This window comes from Leclercia sp. LSNIH8 (assembly GCF_002920195.1).
In the GTDB taxonomy this organism is placed as follows: Bacteria; Pseudomonadota; Gammaproteobacteria; order Enterobacterales; family Enterobacteriaceae; genus Enterobacter.
Window position 1 is genome coordinate 681642 of the sequence record NZ_PQJY01000001.1, and the last position, 18966, is coordinate 700607.

An 18966-nucleotide genomic window follows, 5' to 3' on the forward strand; every position below is an offset into this window, starting at 1 on the left:
GTTTTTTGAATGCATAACGACAAAGATCTCTCCACGTGGCAGACCTTCCGCCGACTCTGGCCGGTGATTGCACCCTTCAGAACGGGCCTAATCGTGGCGGGCGTAGCGTTAATCCTCAACGCAGCCAGCGATACCTTCATGTTATCGCTCCTCAAACCGTTACTGGACGACGGTTTTGGTAAAACGGATCGCTCAGTGTTGCTATGGATGCCGCTGGTGGTTATCGGCCTGATGATTTTACGCGGCATCACCAGCTATATCTCCAGCTACTGCCTCTCCTGGGTTTCGGGCAAAGTTGTGATGACCATGCGCCGCCGCCTGTTCAGCCATATGATGGGCATGCCGGTCGCGTTTTTTGACAAGCAGTCGACCGGCACCCTGCTGTCGCGCATTACCTACGACTCCGAGCAGGTGGCTTCCTCCTCCTCCAGCGCGCTGATCACCGTTGTGCGTGAAGGGGCGTCGATTATTGGTCTGTTCGCCCTGATGTTCTGGTATAGCTGGCAACTGTCGCTGATCCTGATTGTGCTGGCGCCGATTGTCTCGATTGCGATCCGCGTCGTCTCGAAGCGTTTCCGCAGCATCAGTAAGAACATGCAGAACACGATGGGGCAGGTGACCACCAGCGCCGAGCAGATGCTGAAAGGCCATAAAGAGGTGCTGATTTTTGGCGGCCAGGAGCTCGAAACCAAGCGCTTCGATAAGGTCAGCAATAAGATGCGTCTGCAGGGGATGAAGATGGTGTCTGCTTCTTCCATCTCCGATCCGATCATTCAGCTCATCGCCTCCCTGGCTCTGGCGTTTGTGCTCTATGCCGCCAGCTTCCCGAGCGTGATGGAAACCCTCACCGCCGGTACCATCACCGTGGTCTTCTCGTCGATGATTGCCCTGATGCGCCCGCTGAAATCGTTAACCAACGTTAACGCCCAGTTCCAGCGCGGGATGGCAGCCTGCCAGACGCTGTTCGCGATCCTTGATTCCGAACAGGAAAAGGACGAAGGCAAACGCGTGATTGAGCGCTCAACCGGTGACGTGGAGTTCCGCAATGTGACCTTTACCTATCCGGGTCGTGATACGCCTGCTCTGCGCAATATCAATCTGAAAATTCCGGCAGGCAAGACCGTAGCCCTGGTGGGCCGCTCTGGCTCAGGTAAATCGACCATCGCCAGCCTGATCACCCGCTTCTACGATATTGATGAGGGTGAGATCCTGATTGATGGCCACGATCTGCGCGAGTACACCCTGCGGTCGCTGCGTAATCAGGTCGCGCTGGTTTCCCAGAATGTGCACCTGTTCAACGACACTGTGGCTAATAACATCGCCTATGCCCGTAATGAAGAGTACAGCCGCGAGCAGATCGAAGCGGCGGCGCGGATGGCCTACGCCATGGACTTCATCAATAAGATGGATAACGGCCTGGATACCATTATCGGTGAAAACGGTGTCCTGCTCTCCGGCGGTCAGCGCCAGCGTATCGCTATTGCGCGCGCGCTACTGCGTGACAGCCCAATCCTGATCCTCGATGAAGCCACCTCGGCGCTGGATACCGAGTCCGAACGCGCTATCCAGTCTGCGCTGGATGAGCTGCAGAAGAACCGTACCTCACTGGTGATTGCCCACCGCCTGTCGACGATTGAAAAAGCCGACGAAATCGTGGTGGTAGAAGATGGCTACATCGTCGAGCGGGGCAGCCATGCCGACCTGCTGGCGCACCAGGGCGTGTATGCCCAGCTTCATAAAATGCAGTTTGGCGAATGATCGCTCGCATCTGGTCCGGTGAGTCTCCACTCTGGCTGTTGTTGTTGCCGCTCTCATGGCTGTATGGCCTGGTCAGCGGCCTGATCCGCCTGAGTTATAAAGTGGGGCTCAAACGGGCCTGGCGCGCGCCGGTGCCTGTGGTGGTGGTGGGCAACCTTACCGCTGGCGGTAACGGTAAAACGCCGGTGGTGATCTGGCTGGTGGAACAGCTGACAAAACGTGGGATTCGCGTGGGGGTTGTCTCCCGGGGATACGGCGGCAAGGCGGAGCGCTATCCGCTGCTGCTGAGCGCGCAAACCACCACGGCGCAAGCGGGGGATGAACCGGTGCTGATCTTTCAACGCACCGGTGCGCCGGTAGCGGTTTCGCCGGTGCGCAGCGAGGCGGTGCAGGCTCTGCTGAACCAGACGGATGTCCGGATTGTGATCACCGACGATGGGCTGCAGCACTACGCGCTGGCCCGGGATAAAGAGATTGTGGTGATTGATGGCGTTCGCCGCTTTGGTAACGGCTGGTGGTTACCTGCCGGACCGATGCGCGAGCGCGCGTCGCGTTTGCGGTCCGTGGATGCGGTTATCGTCAACGGTGGTACGGCGCAGGCGGGGGAGATCCCGATGCAGCTGCACCCAGGACTTGCCGTGAATCTGCTGACCGGTGAGCGGCGCGACGTTGCTGAGCTAAACCATCTGGTGGCGATGGCCGGTATCGGTCATCCTCCGCGTTTTTTCTCCACCCTAGAAGCCTGCGGCGCCAAACTTCAGCGTAGCGTGCCGCTGGCCGACCACCAGGCGCTAAGCCTGGAGCAGGTTGCGGCGTTTACTGCGCCTGGTCAGACATTGATCATGACTGAAAAAGATGCGGTGAAATGCCGTGCCTTTGCCCGGGATAACTGGTGGTATTTACCGGTTGATGCCCAACTGCAGGGTGAACAGCCTGAACAACTGCTCCAGGAACTTATCGCCCTTGCAGGGCAGGTAAAAGAGGTTTCGCCCGCGCACTAACTGACAGGAAAAGGCATGGCTTTACCGCAACTCACGCTTTCAGCCGCACGTCATCTGCATCTTGCCGCCCAGGGGCTTTTGAAAAAGCCCCGTCGTCGCGCCCGACCCGCCGATATTCTTACCACCATTAAGCGCATGTCGCTGCTCCAGATCGACACCATCAATATCGTTGCCCGCAGCCCTTACCTGGTGCTCTTCAGCCGTCTCGGTCCCTATTCGCCCGACTGGCTGGATAACGCCCTGCGTCAGGGAGAGCTGATGGAGTACTGGGCGCACGAGGCGTGTTTCCTGCCGCGCAGCGACTTTGCGCTGGTGCGTCACAGAATGCTCGCGCCCGATAAAATGGGCTGGAAATACCGTCAGGCCTGGATGCAGGAACATGCGGATGAAATAGAAGAGCTTATCGCCCATATTCAGGAGAAAGGCCCTGTCCGTTCCGCCGATTTTGAACATCCCCACAAAGGAACGAGCGGCTGGTGGGAGTGGAAGCCGCATAAACGCCATCTTGAGGGATTGTTCACCGCTGGCAAGGTGATGGTGGTGGAACGGCGTAACTTTCAGCGCGTTTACGATCTCACACATCGGGTGATGCCGGAGTGGGATGACAGCCGGGATATGCTGACCCAGGCGGCGGCAGAAGCCATAATGCTGGAAAACAGTGCCCGCAGCTTAGGCATTTTCCGCCCCCAGTGGTTGGCTGACTATTACCGCCTGCGTCAGCCCACGCTGGCCCCCTTGCTTGAGCGCTGGCAGGCGCAGCAGCAGGTGGTCCGCGTCGAAGTGGAGACGCTGGGGGAGATGTGGCTGCATGCCGATCTGCTGCCGTTGCTTAACGAAGCGCAGGAAGGGAAGCTCACCGCAACCCATAGCGCCGTTCTCTCACCCTTCGATCCGGTAGTCTGGGATCGTAAGCGTGCGGAGCAGCTCTTTAACTTCAGCTACCGGCTGGAATGTTATACCCCGGCGCCGAAACGTCAGTATGGCTATTTCGTTCTGCCGCTGTTGCATAGAGGGCAGCTGGTGGGGCGGATGGATGCCAAAATGCATCGCAAAACCGGCGAGTTACAGGTCATCGCCCTTTATCTGGAAGAGGGTATTCGGATAAGCGTTGCGCTGGAGAAGGGGCTTGCCACGGCAATCAGCGATTTTGCGCGCTGGCAGGGAGCGACACGCATCGCGCTGGGCCATCTTCCTGACGGTCTTTTTCACGCCTGTCGAACTGGCTGGGAAATAGACGCGGTCTGAAAAAGGAATATGGTAAACTTTACCAATTATTGATACGGAGGAACTATGGATCACCGTTTACTGGAAATTATTGCCTGCCCGGTGTGCAACGGCAAACTCTACTACAGCCAGGATAAGCAGGAGCTGATTTGCAAAGTGGATAGCCTTGCCTTCCCTCTGCGCGACGGCATTCCCGTCCTGCTGGAAACCGAAGCCCGCGCCCTGGCGCCTGAAGAGAGCAAACCATGAGTTTTGTTGTCATTATTCCGGCGCGCTTTGCCTCCACGCGTCTGCCGGGCAAACCGCTGGTGGATATCAACGGCAAGCCGATGATCGTGCATGTGCTTGAACGTGCCCGTGAGTCCGGCGCGGAGCGGATCATTGTCGCCACCGATCATGAAGAGGTGGCGCGTGCAGTTGAAGCGGCGGGCGGCGAAGTCTGCATGACCCGCGCCGATCACCAGTCCGGCACTGAGCGTCTGGCCGAAGTGGTGGAAAAATGCGGTTTTAGCGACGACACGGTAATTGTTAACGTGCAGGGCGATGAGCCGATGATCCCGGCGGTCATTATTCGTCAGGTGGCAGAAAACCTCGCCCAGCGTCAGGTGGGTATGGCGACGCTGGCCGTGCCGGTTCATAGCGCAGAAGAGGCATTCAACCCGAATGCGGTGAAGGTGGTACTGGACGCTGAAGGCTATGCGCTCTATTTCTCCCGCGCCACTATCCCCTGGGATCGCGATCGCTTTGCCGAATCCCGGGATAACATTGGTGACAGCATCCTGCGTCATCTGGGCATTTATGGCTATCGTGCAGGCTTTATCCGCCGTTACGTCAACTGGCAGCCGAGCCCGCTGGAGAACATCGAAATGCTCGAGCAGCTGCGTGTGCTGTGGTACGGGGAAAAGATCCACGTCGCCGTCGCGCACGAGGTCCCGGGCACAGGCGTCGATACGCCAGAAGATCTGGCCCGCGTTCGCGCTGAACTTCGCTAATCCCCGCCATCCCCTCTTTGAGGGGATTTTTTTGTCTCAATTTTCTGAATTTCTGCTACAGAATCTTCTCATAAGAGTGACATCCGCCCGCCACACGCTCATTATAAAAGCAGTAGTCTTAATGGGGGTAATCTCAAATGGAACAGCTGCGAGCCGAACTCAGCCATCTGCTGGGTGAAAAACTGAGCCGTGTGGAATGCGTGCATGAAAAGGCGGATACCACGCTATGGTCGCTGTACGACAGCCAGGGAAACCCCATGCCGTTACTGGCGCGAAGCTTCTCTTCACCGGATGTGGCCCGACAGCTGGCGTGGAAAATCTCCATGCTGGCCCGCAGCGGCACGGTAAGAATGCCGACCGTTTATGGCGTGATGACCCACGAAGAACATCCGGGCCCGGATGTCCTGCTGATTGAGCGTCTGCGTGGTGTCCCGGTGGAAGCGCCAGCCCGCACGCCTGAACGCTGGGAGCAGCTAAAAGATCAGATAGTTGAAGCGCTGCTGGCCTGGCACCGGCTGGACAGCGGAGGGGTGGTCGGCTCGGTGGACAGCACCCAGGAAAATCTCTGGCCACTCTGGTACCGCCAGCGGGTCGAGGTGCTGTGGGGGACGCTAAACCAGTATCACAACACCGGCCTGACCATGCAGGATAAACGGATCCTGTTTCGTACCCGCGAGTGCCTGCCCACCCTGTTTGAAGGATTCAATGACAACAGCGTGCTGATCCACGGCAATTTTACGCTGCGCAGTATGCTCAAGGATCCCCGCAGCGATCAGCTGCTGGCGATGGTCGGGCCCGGCGTGATGTTGTGGGCCCCCCGGGAGTATGAACTGTTTCGCCTGAGCGAGAGCGGGCAGGCGGAGGATTTACTCTGGCACTACCTGCGGCGCGCGCCGGTCTCAGAGTCGTTCCTCTGGCGGCGCTGGCTCTATACGCTGTGGGACGAAGTGGCGCAGCTGGTGAATACCGGGCATTTTAGCCGCGCCAACTTCGATCTGGCCTCGAAATCACTGCTCCCCTGGCTCGCCTGACAGGCCCTTCAGCCACTGCCAGACGCGCCCGAGCGTCTCATAGCCCACGCGATCGCTGTGCATCAGCCATACCGGGGACGGAATGATCCGTTCCCAGGGGTTAAGCGGGGCGCTAATCGCCAGCTGGTTCGCGGGCGCGGGTAGAGGATGCAGACCCTGGCGTTCAAAGAAGATCATCGCCCGCGGCAGATGGGAGGCTGAGGTCACCAGCAAGAAGGGCGCATCGCCTATCGCCTGCTTCACCGCGGCGGCTTCCTCTTCGGTATCCTTTGGACCGTCGAGAGTGATGATCGCCTCGCGCGGCACGCCCAAAGACTGCGCCACGCGCGCGCCCGCTTCGGCGGTACTCACCGGATTACTTTGTGCTGCCGCCCCGGTGAAGATCATCTTCGACCCGGGATTCGCCAGCCACAGCCGCATGCCTTCATTGAGGCGCGGCAGGCTGTTGTTGATCAGATTGGAGCTGGGAGCCCATTGTGGATCCCAGGTGTAGCCCCCGCCGAGCACCACAATGTACTTAACCTTCTCATTTCCCTGCCAGGTGGGGTATTTGTCTTCGACCGGACGTAACAGCCCATCCGCGACCGGCTGCAGGCTCAGCAGCGTCAGCGCCAGCCAGCCTGCCGTAACCAAAATTTTGCCGCTTTTCTGATGGCGGCTGAACCACAGCAACCCCAGGCCCAGCGCGATACACAGCAGAAGAAGAGGGAGGGGAAGCATCATGCCGCCAATATATTTTTTTAGAGTAAAAAGCATCCTTTCTGGCTCCTTTTTTGACCATATAGCTGATGATTGTCAGCGATATTACACCAGAGAGGTTCATTCTCCGCCCGGCTGTGACAAAATAGCGGTTTTGTTGTGAGTGGGTGGAGCTCTCCCAATGCGGGATCGCAATTTTGATGACATCGCGGAAAAGTTTGCCCGCAATATTTACGGCACGACCAAAGGCCGTCTGCGGCAGACGATCCTCTGGCAGGATCTGGACATCCTGTTGGCCGGATTTGGCGACAAGAAACTGCGTGTCCTCGATGCTGGCGGCGGTGAAGGCCAGGCGGCGATAAAAATGGCTGAGCGTGGGCACCACGTTATCTTTTGCGATCTCTCCGCTGAAATGATCGCCCGCGCTGAAAGTGCCGCGGTGGAGAAAGGTGTGAGCGATAACATGCAATTTATACATTGTGCCGCTCAGGAGATCGCTCAACATTTGGAAAGCCCGGTTGATCTGATATTGTCTCATGCGGTGCTGGAATGGGTAGCCGAACCCCAGGCGCTGCTGAAAACGCTCTGGTCGATACTGCGCCCCGGCGGCGCGCTGTCGCTGATGTTTTACAACGCTAACGGCCTGTTAATGCGTAACGTGCTGGTGGGTAATTTCGGTTATGTACAGCAGGGCATGTACAAGAAGAAACGCCGTACGCTGTCACCGGACTTTCCGCGCGACCCGCAGCAGGTTTATGGCTGGCTGGAAACCTCCGGCTGGCAGATTACCGGGAAAACCGGCATCAGGGTGTTTCATGATTATCTGCGCGATAAACAGAAGCAGCATGAGTGCTTTGACGCCCTGACAGAATTAGAAACGCGGTACTGTCGCCAGGAGCCTTATATTAGCCTTGGCCGCTACATTCACGTCACCGCGCGCAAGCCGCAGAGCAAGGATAACTTATGAGTGAATTTTCCCAGACAGTCCCCGAGCTGGTTGCCTGGGCCCGAAAAAATGATTTCTCCCTCTCGCTGCCGGTAGACAGACTCTCTTTTCTGCTGGCGGTCGCCACGCTGAACAGCGAACGGCTGGATGGAGAAATGAGCGAGGGCGAACTGGTGGATGCGTTCCGCCATGTCAGTGATGCGTTTGAGCAAACCAGCGAAACCATTAATGTGCGTGCCAATAACGCGATTAACGATATGGTGCGTCAACGTCTGCTGAACCGCTTTACCAGCGAGCTGGCAGAAGGGAATGCCATCTATCGTCTGACGCCACTGGGCATCGGCATTACCGACTACTACATTCGCCAGCGCGAATTCTCGACCCTGCGCCTCTCGATGCAGCTCTCCATTGTGGCGGGTGAACTGAAGCGTGCAGCCGATGCCGCAGATGAGGGCGGTGACGAGTTCCACTGGCACCGTAACGTCTACGCGCCGCTGAAATATTCAGTAGCCGAGATTTTCGACAGCATCGATTTGACGCAGCGCATCATGGATGAGCAGCAGCAGCTGGTGAAAGAGGACATCGCCCAGCTTCTGAACAAAGACTGGCGGGCGGCAATCTCCAGCTGTGAAATGCTGCTGTCAGAAACCTCCGGCACCCTGCGTGAACTGCAGGATACGCTGGAGGCTGCGGGGGACAAGCTGCAGGCTAACCTGCTGCGCATTCAGGATGCCACCCTGGCCCAGGACAACCTGCATTTTGTCGATCGCCTGGTCTTCGACCTGCAAAGCAAGCTGGACCGCATTATCAGCTGGGGCCAGCAGGCGATTGACCTGTGGATCGGCTATGACCGCCACGTGCATAAATTTATCCGTACCGCTATCGACATGGATAAAAACCGCGTGTTTGCCCAGCGTCTGCGCCAGTCGGTACAGACCTATTTCGATGCGCCGTGGGCGCTGACCTACGCCAGCGCTGACCGCCTGCTCGATATGCGTGACGAAGAGATGAGCCTGCGCGACGAAGAGGTGACCGGCGAGCTGCCAGCCGATCTGGAATATGAAGAGTTTAACGAAATACGGGAACAGCTTGCCGCGATGATCGAGGAGCAACTGGCGATCTTCAAAACCAAAAACAAACCACTCGATCTCGGTCTGGTGGTGCGCGACTACCTCGCACAATACCCGCGTGCCCGCCATTTCGATATCGCCCGCATTGTGGTCGATCAGGCGGTACGCCTGGGCGTCGCGCAAGCAGATTTCACCGGCCTGCCGCCGAAGTGGCAGCCGATCAACGATTACGGAGCCAAGGTACAGGCGCATGTCATTGACAAATATTGAACACGTGATGCCAGTTAAGCTGGCCCAGGCGCTGGCAAATCCGATCTTTCCGGCGCTGGACAGCCAGCTGCGTGCCGGTCGTCACATTGGTCTCGACGAGCTGGATAATCACGCTTTTTTAATGGATTTTCAGGAGTACCTGGAAGAGTTTTACGCCCGCTATAACGTGGAGCTGATCCGCGCGCCGGAGGGGTTCTTCTATCTGCGCCCGCGCTCCACCACGCTCATCCCGCGCTCGGTGCTCTCCGAGCTGGACATGATGGTCGGCAAAATTCTCTGCTATCTCTACCTCAGCCCGGAGCGTCTGGCGAACGAAGGCATCTTCACCCAGCAGGAGCTCTATGACGAGCTGATGACCCTGGCGGACGAAGGCAAGCTGCTGAAGCTGGTCAACAACCGCTCCACCGGCTCGGACGTAGACCGTCAGAAGTTACAGGAAAAAGTGCGCTCCTCCCTGAACCGTCTGCGCCGTCTGGGGATGGTGTGGTTTATGGGCCATGACAGCAGCAAATTCCGCATCACTGAATCGGTGTTCCGCTTCGGTGCCGACGTGCGCGTGGGCGATGACGCCCGCGAAGCGCAACTGCGCATGATCCGTGATGGCGAAGCGATGCCGGTGGAAAACCATCTGCAGCTCAATGACGAGCATGAAGACAATCAGCCGGATAGCGGGGAGGAAGAGTAATGATTGAACGCGGTAAATTTCGCTCACTGACGCTGGTTAACTGGAACGGTTTCTTTGCCCGCACCTTTGATCTCGATGAGCTGGTGACCACGCTCTCGGGCGGTAACGGGGCGGGGAAATCCACCACCATGGCGGCCTTCGTCACGGCGCTGATCCCGGACTTAACCCTGCTGCACTTCCGTAACACCACCGAAGCCGGCGCGACCAGCGGTTCCCGTGATAAGGGTCTGCACGGTAAGCTGAAGGCGGGTGTCTGTTACTCTGTGCTGGACGTGATCAACTCCCGCCATCAGCGCGTGGTGGTTGGCGTCCGCTTACAGCAGGTCGCCGGTCGCGACCGTAAAGTGGATATCAAACCGTTCGCCATTCAGGGGCTGCCAACCTCCGTTCAGCCCACCGCGCTATTGACGGAAACCCTGAACGAACGCCAGGCGCGCGTGCTGACGCTGCAGGAGCTGAAAGACAAGCTGGAAGCCATCGAAGGCGTGCAGTTTAAGCAGTTCAACTCCATCACCGAATACCACTCGCTGATGTTCGATCTGGGCATCGTCGCCCGTCGTCTGCGCTCCGCCTCGGACCGCAGTAAATATTATCGTCTGATCGAAGCCTCGCTCTACGGCGGGATCTCCAGCGCCATTACCCGCTCCCTGCGTGATTACCTGTTACCGGAAAACAGCGGTGTGCGTAAGGCGTTCCAGGACATGGAAGCGGCGCTGCGTGAAAACCGCATGACGCTGGAAGCCATTCGCGTCACGCAGTCTGACCGCGACCTGTTCAAGCATCTGATCAGCGAAGCCACCAACTATGTGGCGGCGGACTACATGCGTCACGCCAACGAGCGCCGCATTCATCTCGATCAGGCTCTCGAGTATCGCCGTGAGCTCTTCACCTCCCGTCAGCAGCTGGCCTCTGAACAGTACAAGCACGTTGAGATGGCCCGCGAGCTGTCTGAGCATAACGGGGCAGAAGGGGATCTGGAGGCCGACTATCAGGCCGCCAGCGATCACCTGAACCTGGTGCAGACCGCGCTGCGTCAGCAGGAAAAAATTGAGCGCTACGAAGCGGATCTCGATGAACTGCAAATTCGTCTGGAAGAGCAGAACGAAGTGGTGGCGGAAGCTGCCGACAAGCAGGAAGAGAACGAAGCCCGGGCCGAAGCCGCCGAGCTGGAAGTGGATGAGCTGAAAAGCCAGCTTGCCGACTATCAGCAGGCGCTCGACGTCCAGCAAACCCGCGCCATTCAGTACAATCAGGCGTTGCAGGCGCTGGAACGTGCAAAAGCGCTTTGCCATCTGCCGGACCTGACGCCAGAGAGCGCGGATCAGTGGCTGGAGACTTTCCAGGCCAAAGAGCAGGAAGCCACAGAAAAACTGCTGAATCTTGAGCAGAAAATGAGCGTGGCGCAAACTGCGCACAGCCAGTTTGAACAGGCATACCAGCTGGTGGCCGCGATTAACGGCCCGCTGGCGCGCGCCGAAGCGTGGGAAGTGGCCCGCGAGCTGCTGCGTGATGGCGTTAACCAGCGCCACCTGGCGGAACAGGTTCAGCCGCTGCGTATGCGCCTGAACGAGCTGGAGCAGCGCCTGCGTGAACAGCAGGAGGCGGAACGCCTGCTGGCTGAGTTCTGCAAGCGTCAGGGTAAACGGGTCGATATTGACGATCTGGAAAGCCTGCATCAGGAGCTGGAAGCCCGTATCGCGTCGCTCTCCGACAGCGTATCCAGTGCCAGCGAACAGCGCATGGCGCTGCGTCAGGAGATGGAGCAGCTCCAGTCGCGTATTCAGACGCTGATGCAGCGCGCCCCAATCTGGCTGGCAGCCCAGAGCAGCCTCAGCCAGCTCAGCGAGCAGTGTGGCGAAACCTTCGAATCCAGCCAGGAGGTCACGGAGTATCTGCAGCAGCTGCTGGAGCGTGAACGCGAAGCGATTGTTGAACGTGACGAAGTGGGGGCGCGTAAGCGCGCCGTCGATGACGAGATCGAACGTTTAAGCCAGCCGGGCGGCGCAGAAGACGCCCGTCTGAACACCCTTGCAGAGCGCTTTGGCGGCGTGCTGCTGTCAGAGATTTATGACGACGTCAGCCTGGAAGATGCCCCGTACTACTCGGCGCTGTATGGACCATCCCGCCACGCGATTGTGGTGCCGGATCTGTCGCTGATCGCGGACCAGCTCGAAGGGCTGGAAGATTGCCCGGAAGATCTCTACCTGATCGAAGGGGATCCGCAGTCGTTCGATGACAGCGTCTTCGGCGTCGACGAGCTGGAAAAAGCGGTGGTGGTGAAAATCGCCGATCGCCAGTGGCGCTATTCGCGCTTCCCGGCGCTGCCGCTGTTTGGCCGCGCGGCGCGTGAAAGCCGTATTGAGAGCCTGCACACCGAGCGCGAAGCGCTGTCAGAACGTTTTGCGACGCTCTCGTTCGACGTGCAAAAAACGCAGCGTCTGCACCAGGCGTTCAGCCGCTTTATCGGCAGCCATCTGGCCGTGGCCTTTGAGGCCGATCCGGAAGCCGAGATCCGCAAGTTCACTATCCGTCGTACCGAGCTTGAACGCGCGATTTCAGCCCACGAAAATGATAACCAGCAGAGCCGCCTCCAGTTCGAGCAGGCTAAAGAGGGCGTCGCTGCCCTTAACCGCATTCTGCCGCGCCTGAACCTTCTGGCGGACGACACCCTCGCCGATCGCGTGGATGAGATCCAGGAGCGTCTCGACGAAGCGCAGGAAGCCGCGCGCTTTGTGCAACAGTACGGCAATCAGCTGGCGAAGCTGGAGCCGATGGTCTCTGTGCTGCAGAGCGACCCGGAACAGTTCGAACAGCTGAAAGAAGATTACGCCTGGTCACAGCAGGTCCAGCGCGAAGCGCGTCAGCAGGCGTTTGCCCTGACCGAAGTTTCCCAGCGCCGGGCGCACTTCAGCTACTCCGACTCGGCGGAGATGCTGAACGGCAACAGCGATCTGAACGAAAAACTGCGCCAGCGTCTGGAGCAGGCGGAAATGGAGCGTACCCGCGCCCGTGAGGCGATGCGTAGCCATGCCGCGCAGCTGAGTCAGTACAATCAGGTGCTGGCGTCGCTGAAAAGTTCGTTTGATACCAAGAAAGAGCTGCTGACCGACCTGCATAAAGAGCTGCAGGATATCGGCGTGCGGGCCGACAGCGGGGCAGAGGAGCGGGCGCGCATTCGTCGCGACGAACTCCATGCCCAGCTCAGCAATAACCGCGCCCGCCGTAACCAGCTGGAAAAAGCGCTCACCTTCTGTGAAGCGGAGATGGACAACCTGACCCGCCGTCTGCGCAAGCTGGAACGTGACTACCACGAGAAGCGCGAGCAGGTCGTCACTGCCAAAGCGGGCTGGTGCGCCGTGATGCGGATGGTGAAAGACAACGGCGTTGAACGTCGTCTACACCGCCGCGAGCTGGCCTATCTCTCCGGCGATGAGCTGCGTTCTATGTCGGATAAGGCGCTGGGTGCGCTGCGTCTGGCGGTGGCGGATAACGAACACCTGCGCGATGTGCTGCGCATGTCGGAAGATCCGAAGCGCCCTGAGCGCAAAATTCAGTTCTTCGTGGCGGTCTATCAGCATCTGCGCGAGCGTATTCGCCAGGATATCATTCGCACCGATGACCCGGTTGAAGCCATTGAACAGATGGAGATCGAACTGGGGCGTCTGACGGAAGAGCTGACCTCCCGCGAGCAGAAGCTGGCGATCAGCTCCCGCAGCGTGGCCAATATCATCCGCAAGACGATCCAGCGCGAGCAGAACCGTATTCGTCAGCTGAACCAGGGCCTGCAGAGCGTCTCCTTCGGCCAGGTCAACAGTGTGCGACTGAACGTCAATGTGCGTGAAGCCCACGCCACGCTGCTGGATGTGCTGGCCGAGCAGCACGAGCAGCATCAGGATCTGTTCAACAGCAACCGCCTGACCTTCTCCGAAGCGCTGGCGAAGCTGTATCAGCGTCTGAACCCGCAGATCGACATGGGCCAGCGCACGCCGCAGACCATCGGTGAGGAGCTGCTGGACTACCGCAACTATCTCGAAATGGAAGTGGAAGTTAACCGTGGTTCTGACGGCTGGCTGCGTGCGGAATCTGGCGCCCTGTCGACCGGGGAAGCGATCGGTACCGGGATGTCGATTCTGGTGATGGTGGTGCAGAGCTGGGAAGATGAATCCCGCCGCCTGCGCGGCAAGGATATCTCCCCATGCCGTCTACTGTTCCTTGATGAGGCGGCGCGTCTGGATGCCCGTTCGATCGCCACGCTGTTTGAGCTGTGCGACCGTCTGGATATGCAGCTGATTATCGCAGCCCCGGAGAACATCAGTCCGGAGAAAGGCACCACCTATAAACTGGTGCGTAAGGTCTATCAGAACAGCGAGCACGTTCACGTTGTCGGTCTGCGTGGCTTTGCCCCGCAGCTGCCGGAATCGCTTCCGGGAACGGCTGACGCCTCCTGAGGAATCTGAAAATTAGCGATGGCGGCCCCCGGGCCGCCTTTTTTTATTCCTTGAGCTTGTACTGGCGGCTGCGTTAACTTTAAACTTCTTTACATAAGGTAAGGCTGATGCCGGTCTGCCTTTCTATAATGAAGTGAAGCCCCGGTGATGAGGGCGTGACGTATAGCAAACAGGGGGCAAGGGATGTTGCTGAATAATATGTATGGTCGTCAGCTGTCGGCACTCAGTTTGTGTCTGACGGTAATAGTTGCTCCGCTGTTTAGTGCGCGGGCGGATGAGCCCGAGCTGGTTCCTGTCGATAGCTCCGCCACGGTGGGCGCGCAACCGACTGCGCTGTCCCAGCCGCTTGAGCAATCGCCTGCCACCGCCATAATGGCCGGTATCCGGCCGCTGCCTGCGGATGTCAATGCAGAGCAACGCCGTCAGGAATTGCTTGCGGCGCTGCCTGCCGGCTACACCCCGGCCTATCTCAATCAACTTACACTGCTGTATGCCGCGCGTGACATGAAGCCGATGTGGGACGATCGTGAAGCTGTGCGCGCGTTCCAGCAGCAGCTGGCTGAAGTCGCCATCGCCGGTTTTCAGCCGCAATTTACTGCCTGGGTCGAGTTGCTGACCCAGCCTGCCGTCACCGGAATGGCGCGCGACGTCGTGCTGTCCGATGCGATGATGGGCTACCTGCAGTTTGTGGCGGGGATCCCGGTCAACGGCAACCGCTGGCTCTACAGCAACAAGCCTTACAAGCTGGCGACACCGCCGCTGTCGGTGATTAACCAGTGGCAGCTGGCGCTGGATAACGGCACGGTGCCGCACTTCATTGCCGGGCTGGCCCCGACGCATCCGCAATATGCTGTGATGCACCAGTCTCTGCTGCAGCTGGTGGCTGACACGCAGCCCTGGCCACAGATTCAGGGCACCGCTAAGCTGAGCCCGGGGCAGTGGAGCAGCGATGTTCCGGCCCTGCGTGAAATCCTGAAGCGCTCAGGCGTGATTGACGGCGGGCCAAAAATTGCCCTGCCGGGTGACGATCCGCAAAGCGTGGTCGTCAGCCCGTCGGCGCCCTCCGTCGAAAAGAAGACGAAGTCCGTCTCCAGCAAGCCGGCCTCCTATGACCGTAGCCTGGTTGAAGCGGTAAAAGCGTTCCAGGCCAGCCAGGGGTTGGGCGCGGATGGCGTTATCGGCCAGGCGACGCGTGAGGCGCTAAACATGACTCCCGCACAGCGTGCCGGGGTGCTGGCGTTGAATATCCAGCGTCTGCGTTTGCTGCCGGGAACACTCTCGACGGGCATCATGGTGAATATCCCGGCCTTTTCGTTGGTCTATTACCAGAACGGCAGTGAAGTGCTGGCCTCCCGCGTGATTGTGGGCCGCCCGGATCGTAAAACGCCGATGATGAGCAGCGCGCTGAACAACGTGGTGGTTAACCCGCCGTGGAACGTGCCGCCGACGCTGGCGCGCAAAGATATTCTGCCGAAGGTGTGGAATGACCCGGGCTATCTTGAACGCCATAACTATACCGTCCTGCGCGGCTGGAACAGTAAAGAGGCGATAGATCCGTGGCAAGTCGACTGGGCGACCATCACGCCGGCGAATTTACCTTTCCGTTTCCAGCAGGCACCTGGTGCACACAACTCGCTGGGTCGGTATAAATTCAATATGCCAAGCTTGGATGCCATCTATCTGCACGATACGCCGAACCACAACCTGTTCCAGAAAGATGCCCGTGCGCTCAGTTCTGGGTGCGTGCGTGTCAATAAGGCGTCAGAACTGGCAAATATGTTGTTACAGGATGCTGGCTGGAACGACACACGTATCTCGGATGCGCTGAAGCAGGGCGACACGCGATATGTGAATATCCGCCAGAATATTCCGGTTAATCTGTACTATCTCACCGCCTTCGTCGGCAAGGATGGTCGGACGCAGTATCGTACAGATATTTACAATTATGATGAGACCGCCCGGTCCAACACACAAATTCTGCCCAAGGCAGAGCAATTGATCAGATAAATGAAGAAGTTCGGAAAATTCCGGTAGTCTAAATGGAAAAATAAACGGGGTCTTGCGGTTGCAAGCCCCGTCTTTCCTGGGTTGTGGTGCCTTGACGATGACAGGTTTGCCCGGTAATGTGCCCTTCGTGCGCTGTAAAGCATCTATACGATAACATTGACCTGTAGACCTGATTACCATGGACAAATTCGACGCTAATCGCCGTAAGTTGTTGGCGTTAGGTGGCATTGCGCTGGGCGCGGCCATCTTACCTACGCCATCATTTGCCACGCTCTCTACCCCTCGACCACGTATTTTGACGCTTAATAACCTGCACACAGGTGAGTCGATCAAAGCTGAGTTTTTTGATGGTCGGGGCTATATTCAGGATGAATTAGCCAAGCTGAATCACTTTTTCCGTGATTTCCGCGCCAATAAAGTAAAGGCCATCGATCCGGGATTATTTGACCAGCTTTACCGCCTGCAGGGTTTGCTTGGCACCCGCAAACCGGTTCAGCTCATTTCCGGCTACCGCTCTCTTGATACCAATAATGAATTGCGCGCCCACAGCCGCGGTGTAGCTAAAAAGAGCTATCACACCAAAGGGCAGGCGATGGATTTTCATATTGAAGGCGTTTCGTTAGCCAATGTTCGCAAAGCTGCGTTATCTATGCGCGCAGGTGGTGTAGGATATTACCCACGTAGCAACTTTGTGCATATTGATACCGGGCCATTGCGGCACTGGTAATAACAAATCAGGAGCAGTATGAACTATCGTATTATTCCGGTCACCGCCTTCTCCCAGAACTGTTCGCTTATCTGGTGTGAACAAACCAAACTGGCAGCCCTGGTCGATCCCGGTGGCGATGCAGAGATGATCAAACAGGAAGTCGCTGCCGCTGGCGTGACCTTAATGCAGATCCTGCTGACCCACGGCCATCTCGATCACGTGGGGGCGGCGGCTGAACTGGCACAGCATTATGGCGTGCCGGTGATTGGCCCGGAAAAAGAAGATGAGTTCTGGCTGCAGGGATTACCGGCGCAGAGCCGCATGTTTGGTCTTGATGAATGTCTTCCCCTGACGCCAGATCGCTGGCTGAATGAGGGCGAGAGCGTCAACGTGGGCAATGTGACATTACAGGTCTTGCATTGTCCAGGGCATACTCCAGGCCATATTGTTTTCTTTGATGATCAGTCGCGCCTGCTGATTTCCGGCGATGTGATCTTTAAAGGCGGCGTAGGGCGCAGTGATTTCCCGCGTGGGGATCATGGTCAGCTGATCCGCTCGATCAAAGAGAAGTTATTACCGCTGGGTGACGATGTGACCTTTATTCCCGGCCACGGCCCGATGTCTACCCTGGGATACGAACGGCTGCACAATCCGTTCCTGCAGGATGAAATGCCGGTCTGGTAACGAACATTAAAAAAGCCTGCTTTAAGCAGGCTTTTTTAATTGCCCGGCGGCGCTACGCTTACCGGGCCTACACGTAGGCCGGGCAAACGCAGTGCCGCCCGGCTTAGCGTTTTTACAACACTGCCACAATCGCTTCGCACAGCGGTGCCATGTTATCCGGGGTCATCCCCGCCACGTTAACACGACCCGATGCCACCGCATACACGCCAAACTCTTCGCGCAGACGCAGAACTTGCTCTTTGGTCAGGCCGCTGAATGAGAACATGCCATTCTGTTTGATGATAAAGCTGAAGTCGCGATCCGCCCCTTTTTCCGCCAGGGTGTTCACAAACAGCTGACGCATGCGCTGAATACGCTGACGCATGTCGTTCAGTTCCTGTTCCCAGATAGCGCGCAGGGCGTCATTGCTGAGGATAGTCGCCACTACAGACGCACCGTGAGCCGGCGGGTTAGAGTAGTTAGCGCGAATAACAGATTTCATCTGGCTGAACGCACGGTCAACGGTCTGCTCATCAGAGGCCACCAGCGTACAGGCACCTACGCGCTCGTTGTAGAGGCCGAAGTTCTTGGAGTAGGAGCTGGCAACAATCAGCTCTTTATGGACTGCTGCGAAAGCGCGCAGGCCTTCGGCGTCTTCTTCCAGACCACGAGCAAAGCCCTGATACGCGAAGTCGAACAGTGGCAGCCAGCCTTTTTCTACGGAGAGTTTTGCCAGTTGTTCCCACTGCTCAAGCGTTGGATCAATACCGGTTGGGTTATGGCAGCAGCCGTGGAACAGCACCACATCGCCCGCCTGCGCTTCGCTCAGGCTTGCCAGCAGGCCGTCGAAGTCCAGAGAGTGGTTCGCCGCGTCGTAGTAAGCATATTCACGCACTTCCAAACCCGCAGAGTTAAAGACACTCTTGTGGTTCGGCCAGCTCGGATTGCTCACCCAGACGGTTTTTACGCTGGTGTTTTTGGCGAGGAAATCCGCTGCCACGCGCAGGGCGCCAGTACCGCCAGGGGTCTGCGCCGTGCGGGCACGTTTATCGCTGACAATCGCGCTGCCTTTGCCGAAGAGCAGTTCCTGGGTGCAACGACCAAATTCCGGAATACCGTCGATGCCGAGGTAGTTTTTGGTATTTTCATTTTCCAGCAGATACTGCTCAGCTTTTTTAACGCTGGTCAGTACCGGGGTCTTGCCGGTCTCATCTTTATAGACACCAATACCCAGGTTAATTTTCCCAGGGCGGTCATCGGCACGAAACAGATCGGCCAGGCCCAGAATAGGGTCGGCAGGGGCGGCGGTAATGTTCTCAAACATGACGAAGTTCCATTGTGGTTACGGAAGTGAAATCCGCTATCAGGTTAACGATAGTTCTACAAAATGCCAACCGTTTGCTACAAAAAGCGTGCGGCTTTTCAAAAGTCGCCATTTTTTGCTTTCAGGCATAAAAAAACAG

General features: G+C 57.8%; 15 protein-coding genes. 13 read left to right on the plus strand and 2 right to left on the minus strand.

Going from position 1 to position 18966, the window contains the following annotated elements:
- Nucleotides 1-9 precede the first annotated feature (9 nt).
- The 6 genes from msbA (at nt 10) to C3406_RS03350 (ending at nt 6006) form a co-directional block, all read left to right on the plus strand.
- Nucleotides 10-1758 carry a lipid A ABC transporter ATP-binding protein/permease MsbA gene (gene msbA / locus C3406_RS03325; RefSeq protein ID WP_103178923.1) on the plus strand — a complete coding sequence of 583 codons (1749 nt, stop codon included), beginning with the start codon at nt 10-12 and terminating at the stop codon, nt 1756-1758.
- Nucleotides 1755-2759, plus strand: a complete 1005-nt coding sequence (lpxK, locus tag C3406_RS03330) for a tetraacyldisaccharide 4'-kinase (protein ID WP_103823374.1) — start codon at nt 1755-1757, stop codon at nt 2757-2759. Before msbA ends, lpxK begins: the two co-directional genes overlap by 4 nt.
- Before the next feature lie 15 nt (nt 2760-2774).
- On the plus strand, nt 2775-4004 hold the full coding sequence (locus C3406_RS03335; protein WP_103823373.1) for a winged helix-turn-helix domain-containing protein: 1230 nt from the start codon (nt 2775-2777) through the stop codon (nt 4002-4004).
- A gap of 45 nt (nt 4005-4049) precedes the next feature.
- A complete protein-coding gene (gene ycaR / locus C3406_RS03340; protein WP_103178926.1) occupies nt 4050-4232 on the plus strand; it encodes a protein YcaR in 183 nt (60 codons plus the stop codon).
- The gene (gene kdsB / locus C3406_RS03345) at nt 4229-4975 is read left to right on the plus strand and encodes a 3-deoxy-manno-octulosonate cytidylyltransferase (RefSeq protein WP_103823372.1); all 747 of its coding nucleotides are present in this window, start codon (nt 4229-4231) and stop codon (nt 4973-4975) included. Before ycaR ends, kdsB begins: the two co-directional genes overlap by 4 nt.
- 137 nt (nt 4976-5112) lie before the next feature.
- The gene (locus C3406_RS03350; RefSeq protein ID WP_103823371.1) at nt 5113-6006 is read left to right on the plus strand and encodes a YcbJ family phosphotransferase; all 894 of its coding nucleotides are present in this window, start codon (nt 5113-5115) and stop codon (nt 6004-6006) included.
- Here C3406_RS03350 and elyC read toward each other — a convergent pair.
- On the minus strand, nt 5983-6762 hold the full coding sequence (elyC, locus tag C3406_RS03355) for an envelope biogenesis factor ElyC (RefSeq protein ID WP_103823370.1): 780 nt from the start codon (nt 6760-6762) through the stop codon (nt 5983-5985). The genes C3406_RS03350 and elyC overlap by 24 nt on opposite strands.
- A gap of 124 nt (nt 6763-6886) precedes the next feature.
- Here elyC and cmoM point away from each other — a divergent pair, with 124 nt between their 5' ends.
- The 7 genes from cmoM to C3406_RS03395 all read left to right on the plus strand — a co-directional run bounded on the left by cmoM (nt 6887) and on the right by C3406_RS03395 (nt 17524).
- The gene (cmoM, locus tag C3406_RS03360) at nt 6887-7672 is read left to right on the plus strand and encodes a tRNA uridine 5-oxyacetic acid(34) methyltransferase CmoM (protein ID WP_103823369.1); all 786 of its coding nucleotides are present in this window, start codon (nt 6887-6889) and stop codon (nt 7670-7672) included.
- On the plus strand, nt 7669-8991 hold the full coding sequence (gene mukF / locus C3406_RS03365) for a chromosome partition protein MukF (RefSeq protein ID WP_103823368.1): 1323 nt from the start codon (nt 7669-7671) through the stop codon (nt 8989-8991). Before cmoM ends, mukF begins: the two co-directional genes overlap by 4 nt.
- Entirely contained in the window at nt 8972-9676 is a 705-nt protein-coding gene (gene mukE / locus C3406_RS03370; protein WP_103178932.1) for a chromosome partition protein MukE, read from the plus strand. The genes mukF and mukE overlap by 20 nt, the downstream gene beginning before the upstream one ends.
- Nucleotides 9676-14124, plus strand: coding sequence for a chromosome partition protein MukB (mukB, locus tag C3406_RS03375; RefSeq protein ID WP_103823367.1), 4449 nt, complete (start codon nt 9676-9678; stop codon nt 14122-14124). Before mukE ends, mukB begins: the two co-directional genes overlap by 1 nt.
- Before the next feature lie 183 nt (nt 14125-14307).
- Nucleotides 14308-16131, plus strand: a complete 1824-nt coding sequence (gene ldtD / locus C3406_RS03380; protein ID WP_103823366.1) for a L,D-transpeptidase — start codon at nt 14308-14310, stop codon at nt 16129-16131.
- 178 nt (nt 16132-16309) lie between these two features.
- The gene (gene mepK, locus C3406_RS03390; RefSeq protein ID WP_103823365.1) at nt 16310-16858 is read left to right on the plus strand and encodes a peptidoglycan L,D-endopeptidase MepK; all 549 of its coding nucleotides are present in this window, start codon (nt 16310-16312) and stop codon (nt 16856-16858) included.
- An 18-nt stretch (nt 16859-16876) separates the two neighbouring features.
- Nucleotides 16877-17524, plus strand: coding sequence for an MBL fold metallo-hydrolase (locus C3406_RS03395; protein ID WP_103823364.1), 648 nt, complete (start codon nt 16877-16879; stop codon nt 17522-17524).
- 112 nt (nt 17525-17636) lie between these two features.
- Here C3406_RS03395 and C3406_RS03400 read toward each other — a convergent pair whose 3' ends face one another.
- Entirely contained in the window at nt 17637-18827 is a 1191-nt protein-coding gene (locus C3406_RS03400; RefSeq protein WP_103178937.1) for an amino acid aminotransferase, read from the minus strand.
- Between the last annotated feature and the right edge of the window lie 139 nt (nt 18828-18966).

What these genes read in the sequence shown, in the direction of transcription:
- msbA (WP_103178923.1), top strand. Translation starts at nt 10, where the DNA reads ATGCATAACGACAAAGATCTCTCCACGTGGCAGACCTTCCGCCGACTC.
- lpxK (WP_103823374.1), top strand. Translation starts at nt 1,755, where the DNA reads ATGATCGCTCGCATCTGGTCCGGTGAGTCTCCACTCTGGCTGTTGTTG.
- C3406_RS03335 (WP_103823373.1), top strand. Translation starts at nt 2,775, where the DNA reads ATGGCTTTACCGCAACTCACGCTTTCAGCCGCACGTCATCTGCATCTT.
- ycaR (WP_103178926.1), top strand. Translation starts at nt 4,050, where the DNA reads ATGGATCACCGTTTACTGGAAATTATTGCCTGCCCGGTGTGCAACGGC.
- kdsB (WP_103823372.1), top strand. Translation starts at nt 4,229, where the DNA reads ATGAGTTTTGTTGTCATTATTCCGGCGCGCTTTGCCTCCACGCGTCTG.
- C3406_RS03350 (WP_103823371.1), top strand. Translation starts at nt 5,113, where the DNA reads ATGGAACAGCTGCGAGCCGAACTCAGCCATCTGCTGGGTGAAAAACTG.
- elyC (WP_103823370.1), bottom strand. Translation starts at nt 6,762, where the DNA reads ATGCTTTTTACTCTAAAAAAATATATTGGCGGCATGATGCTTCCCCTC.
- cmoM (WP_103823369.1), top strand. Translation starts at nt 6,887, where the DNA reads ATGCGGGATCGCAATTTTGATGACATCGCGGAAAAGTTTGCCCGCAAT.
- mukF (WP_103823368.1), top strand. Translation starts at nt 7,669, where the DNA reads ATGAGTGAATTTTCCCAGACAGTCCCCGAGCTGGTTGCCTGGGCCCGA.
- mukE (WP_103178932.1), top strand. Translation starts at nt 8,972, where the DNA reads ATGTCATTGACAAATATTGAACACGTGATGCCAGTTAAGCTGGCCCAG.
- mukB (WP_103823367.1), top strand. Translation starts at nt 9,676, where the DNA reads ATGATTGAACGCGGTAAATTTCGCTCACTGACGCTGGTTAACTGGAAC.
- ldtD (WP_103823366.1), top strand. Translation starts at nt 14,308, where the DNA reads ATGTTGCTGAATAATATGTATGGTCGTCAGCTGTCGGCACTCAGTTTG.
- mepK (WP_103823365.1), top strand. Translation starts at nt 16,310, where the DNA reads ATGGACAAATTCGACGCTAATCGCCGTAAGTTGTTGGCGTTAGGTGGC.
- C3406_RS03395 (WP_103823364.1), top strand. Translation starts at nt 16,877, where the DNA reads ATGAACTATCGTATTATTCCGGTCACCGCCTTCTCCCAGAACTGTTCG.
- C3406_RS03400 (WP_103178937.1), bottom strand. Translation starts at nt 18,827, where the DNA reads ATGTTTGAGAACATTACCGCCGCCCCTGCCGACCCTATTCTGGGCCTG.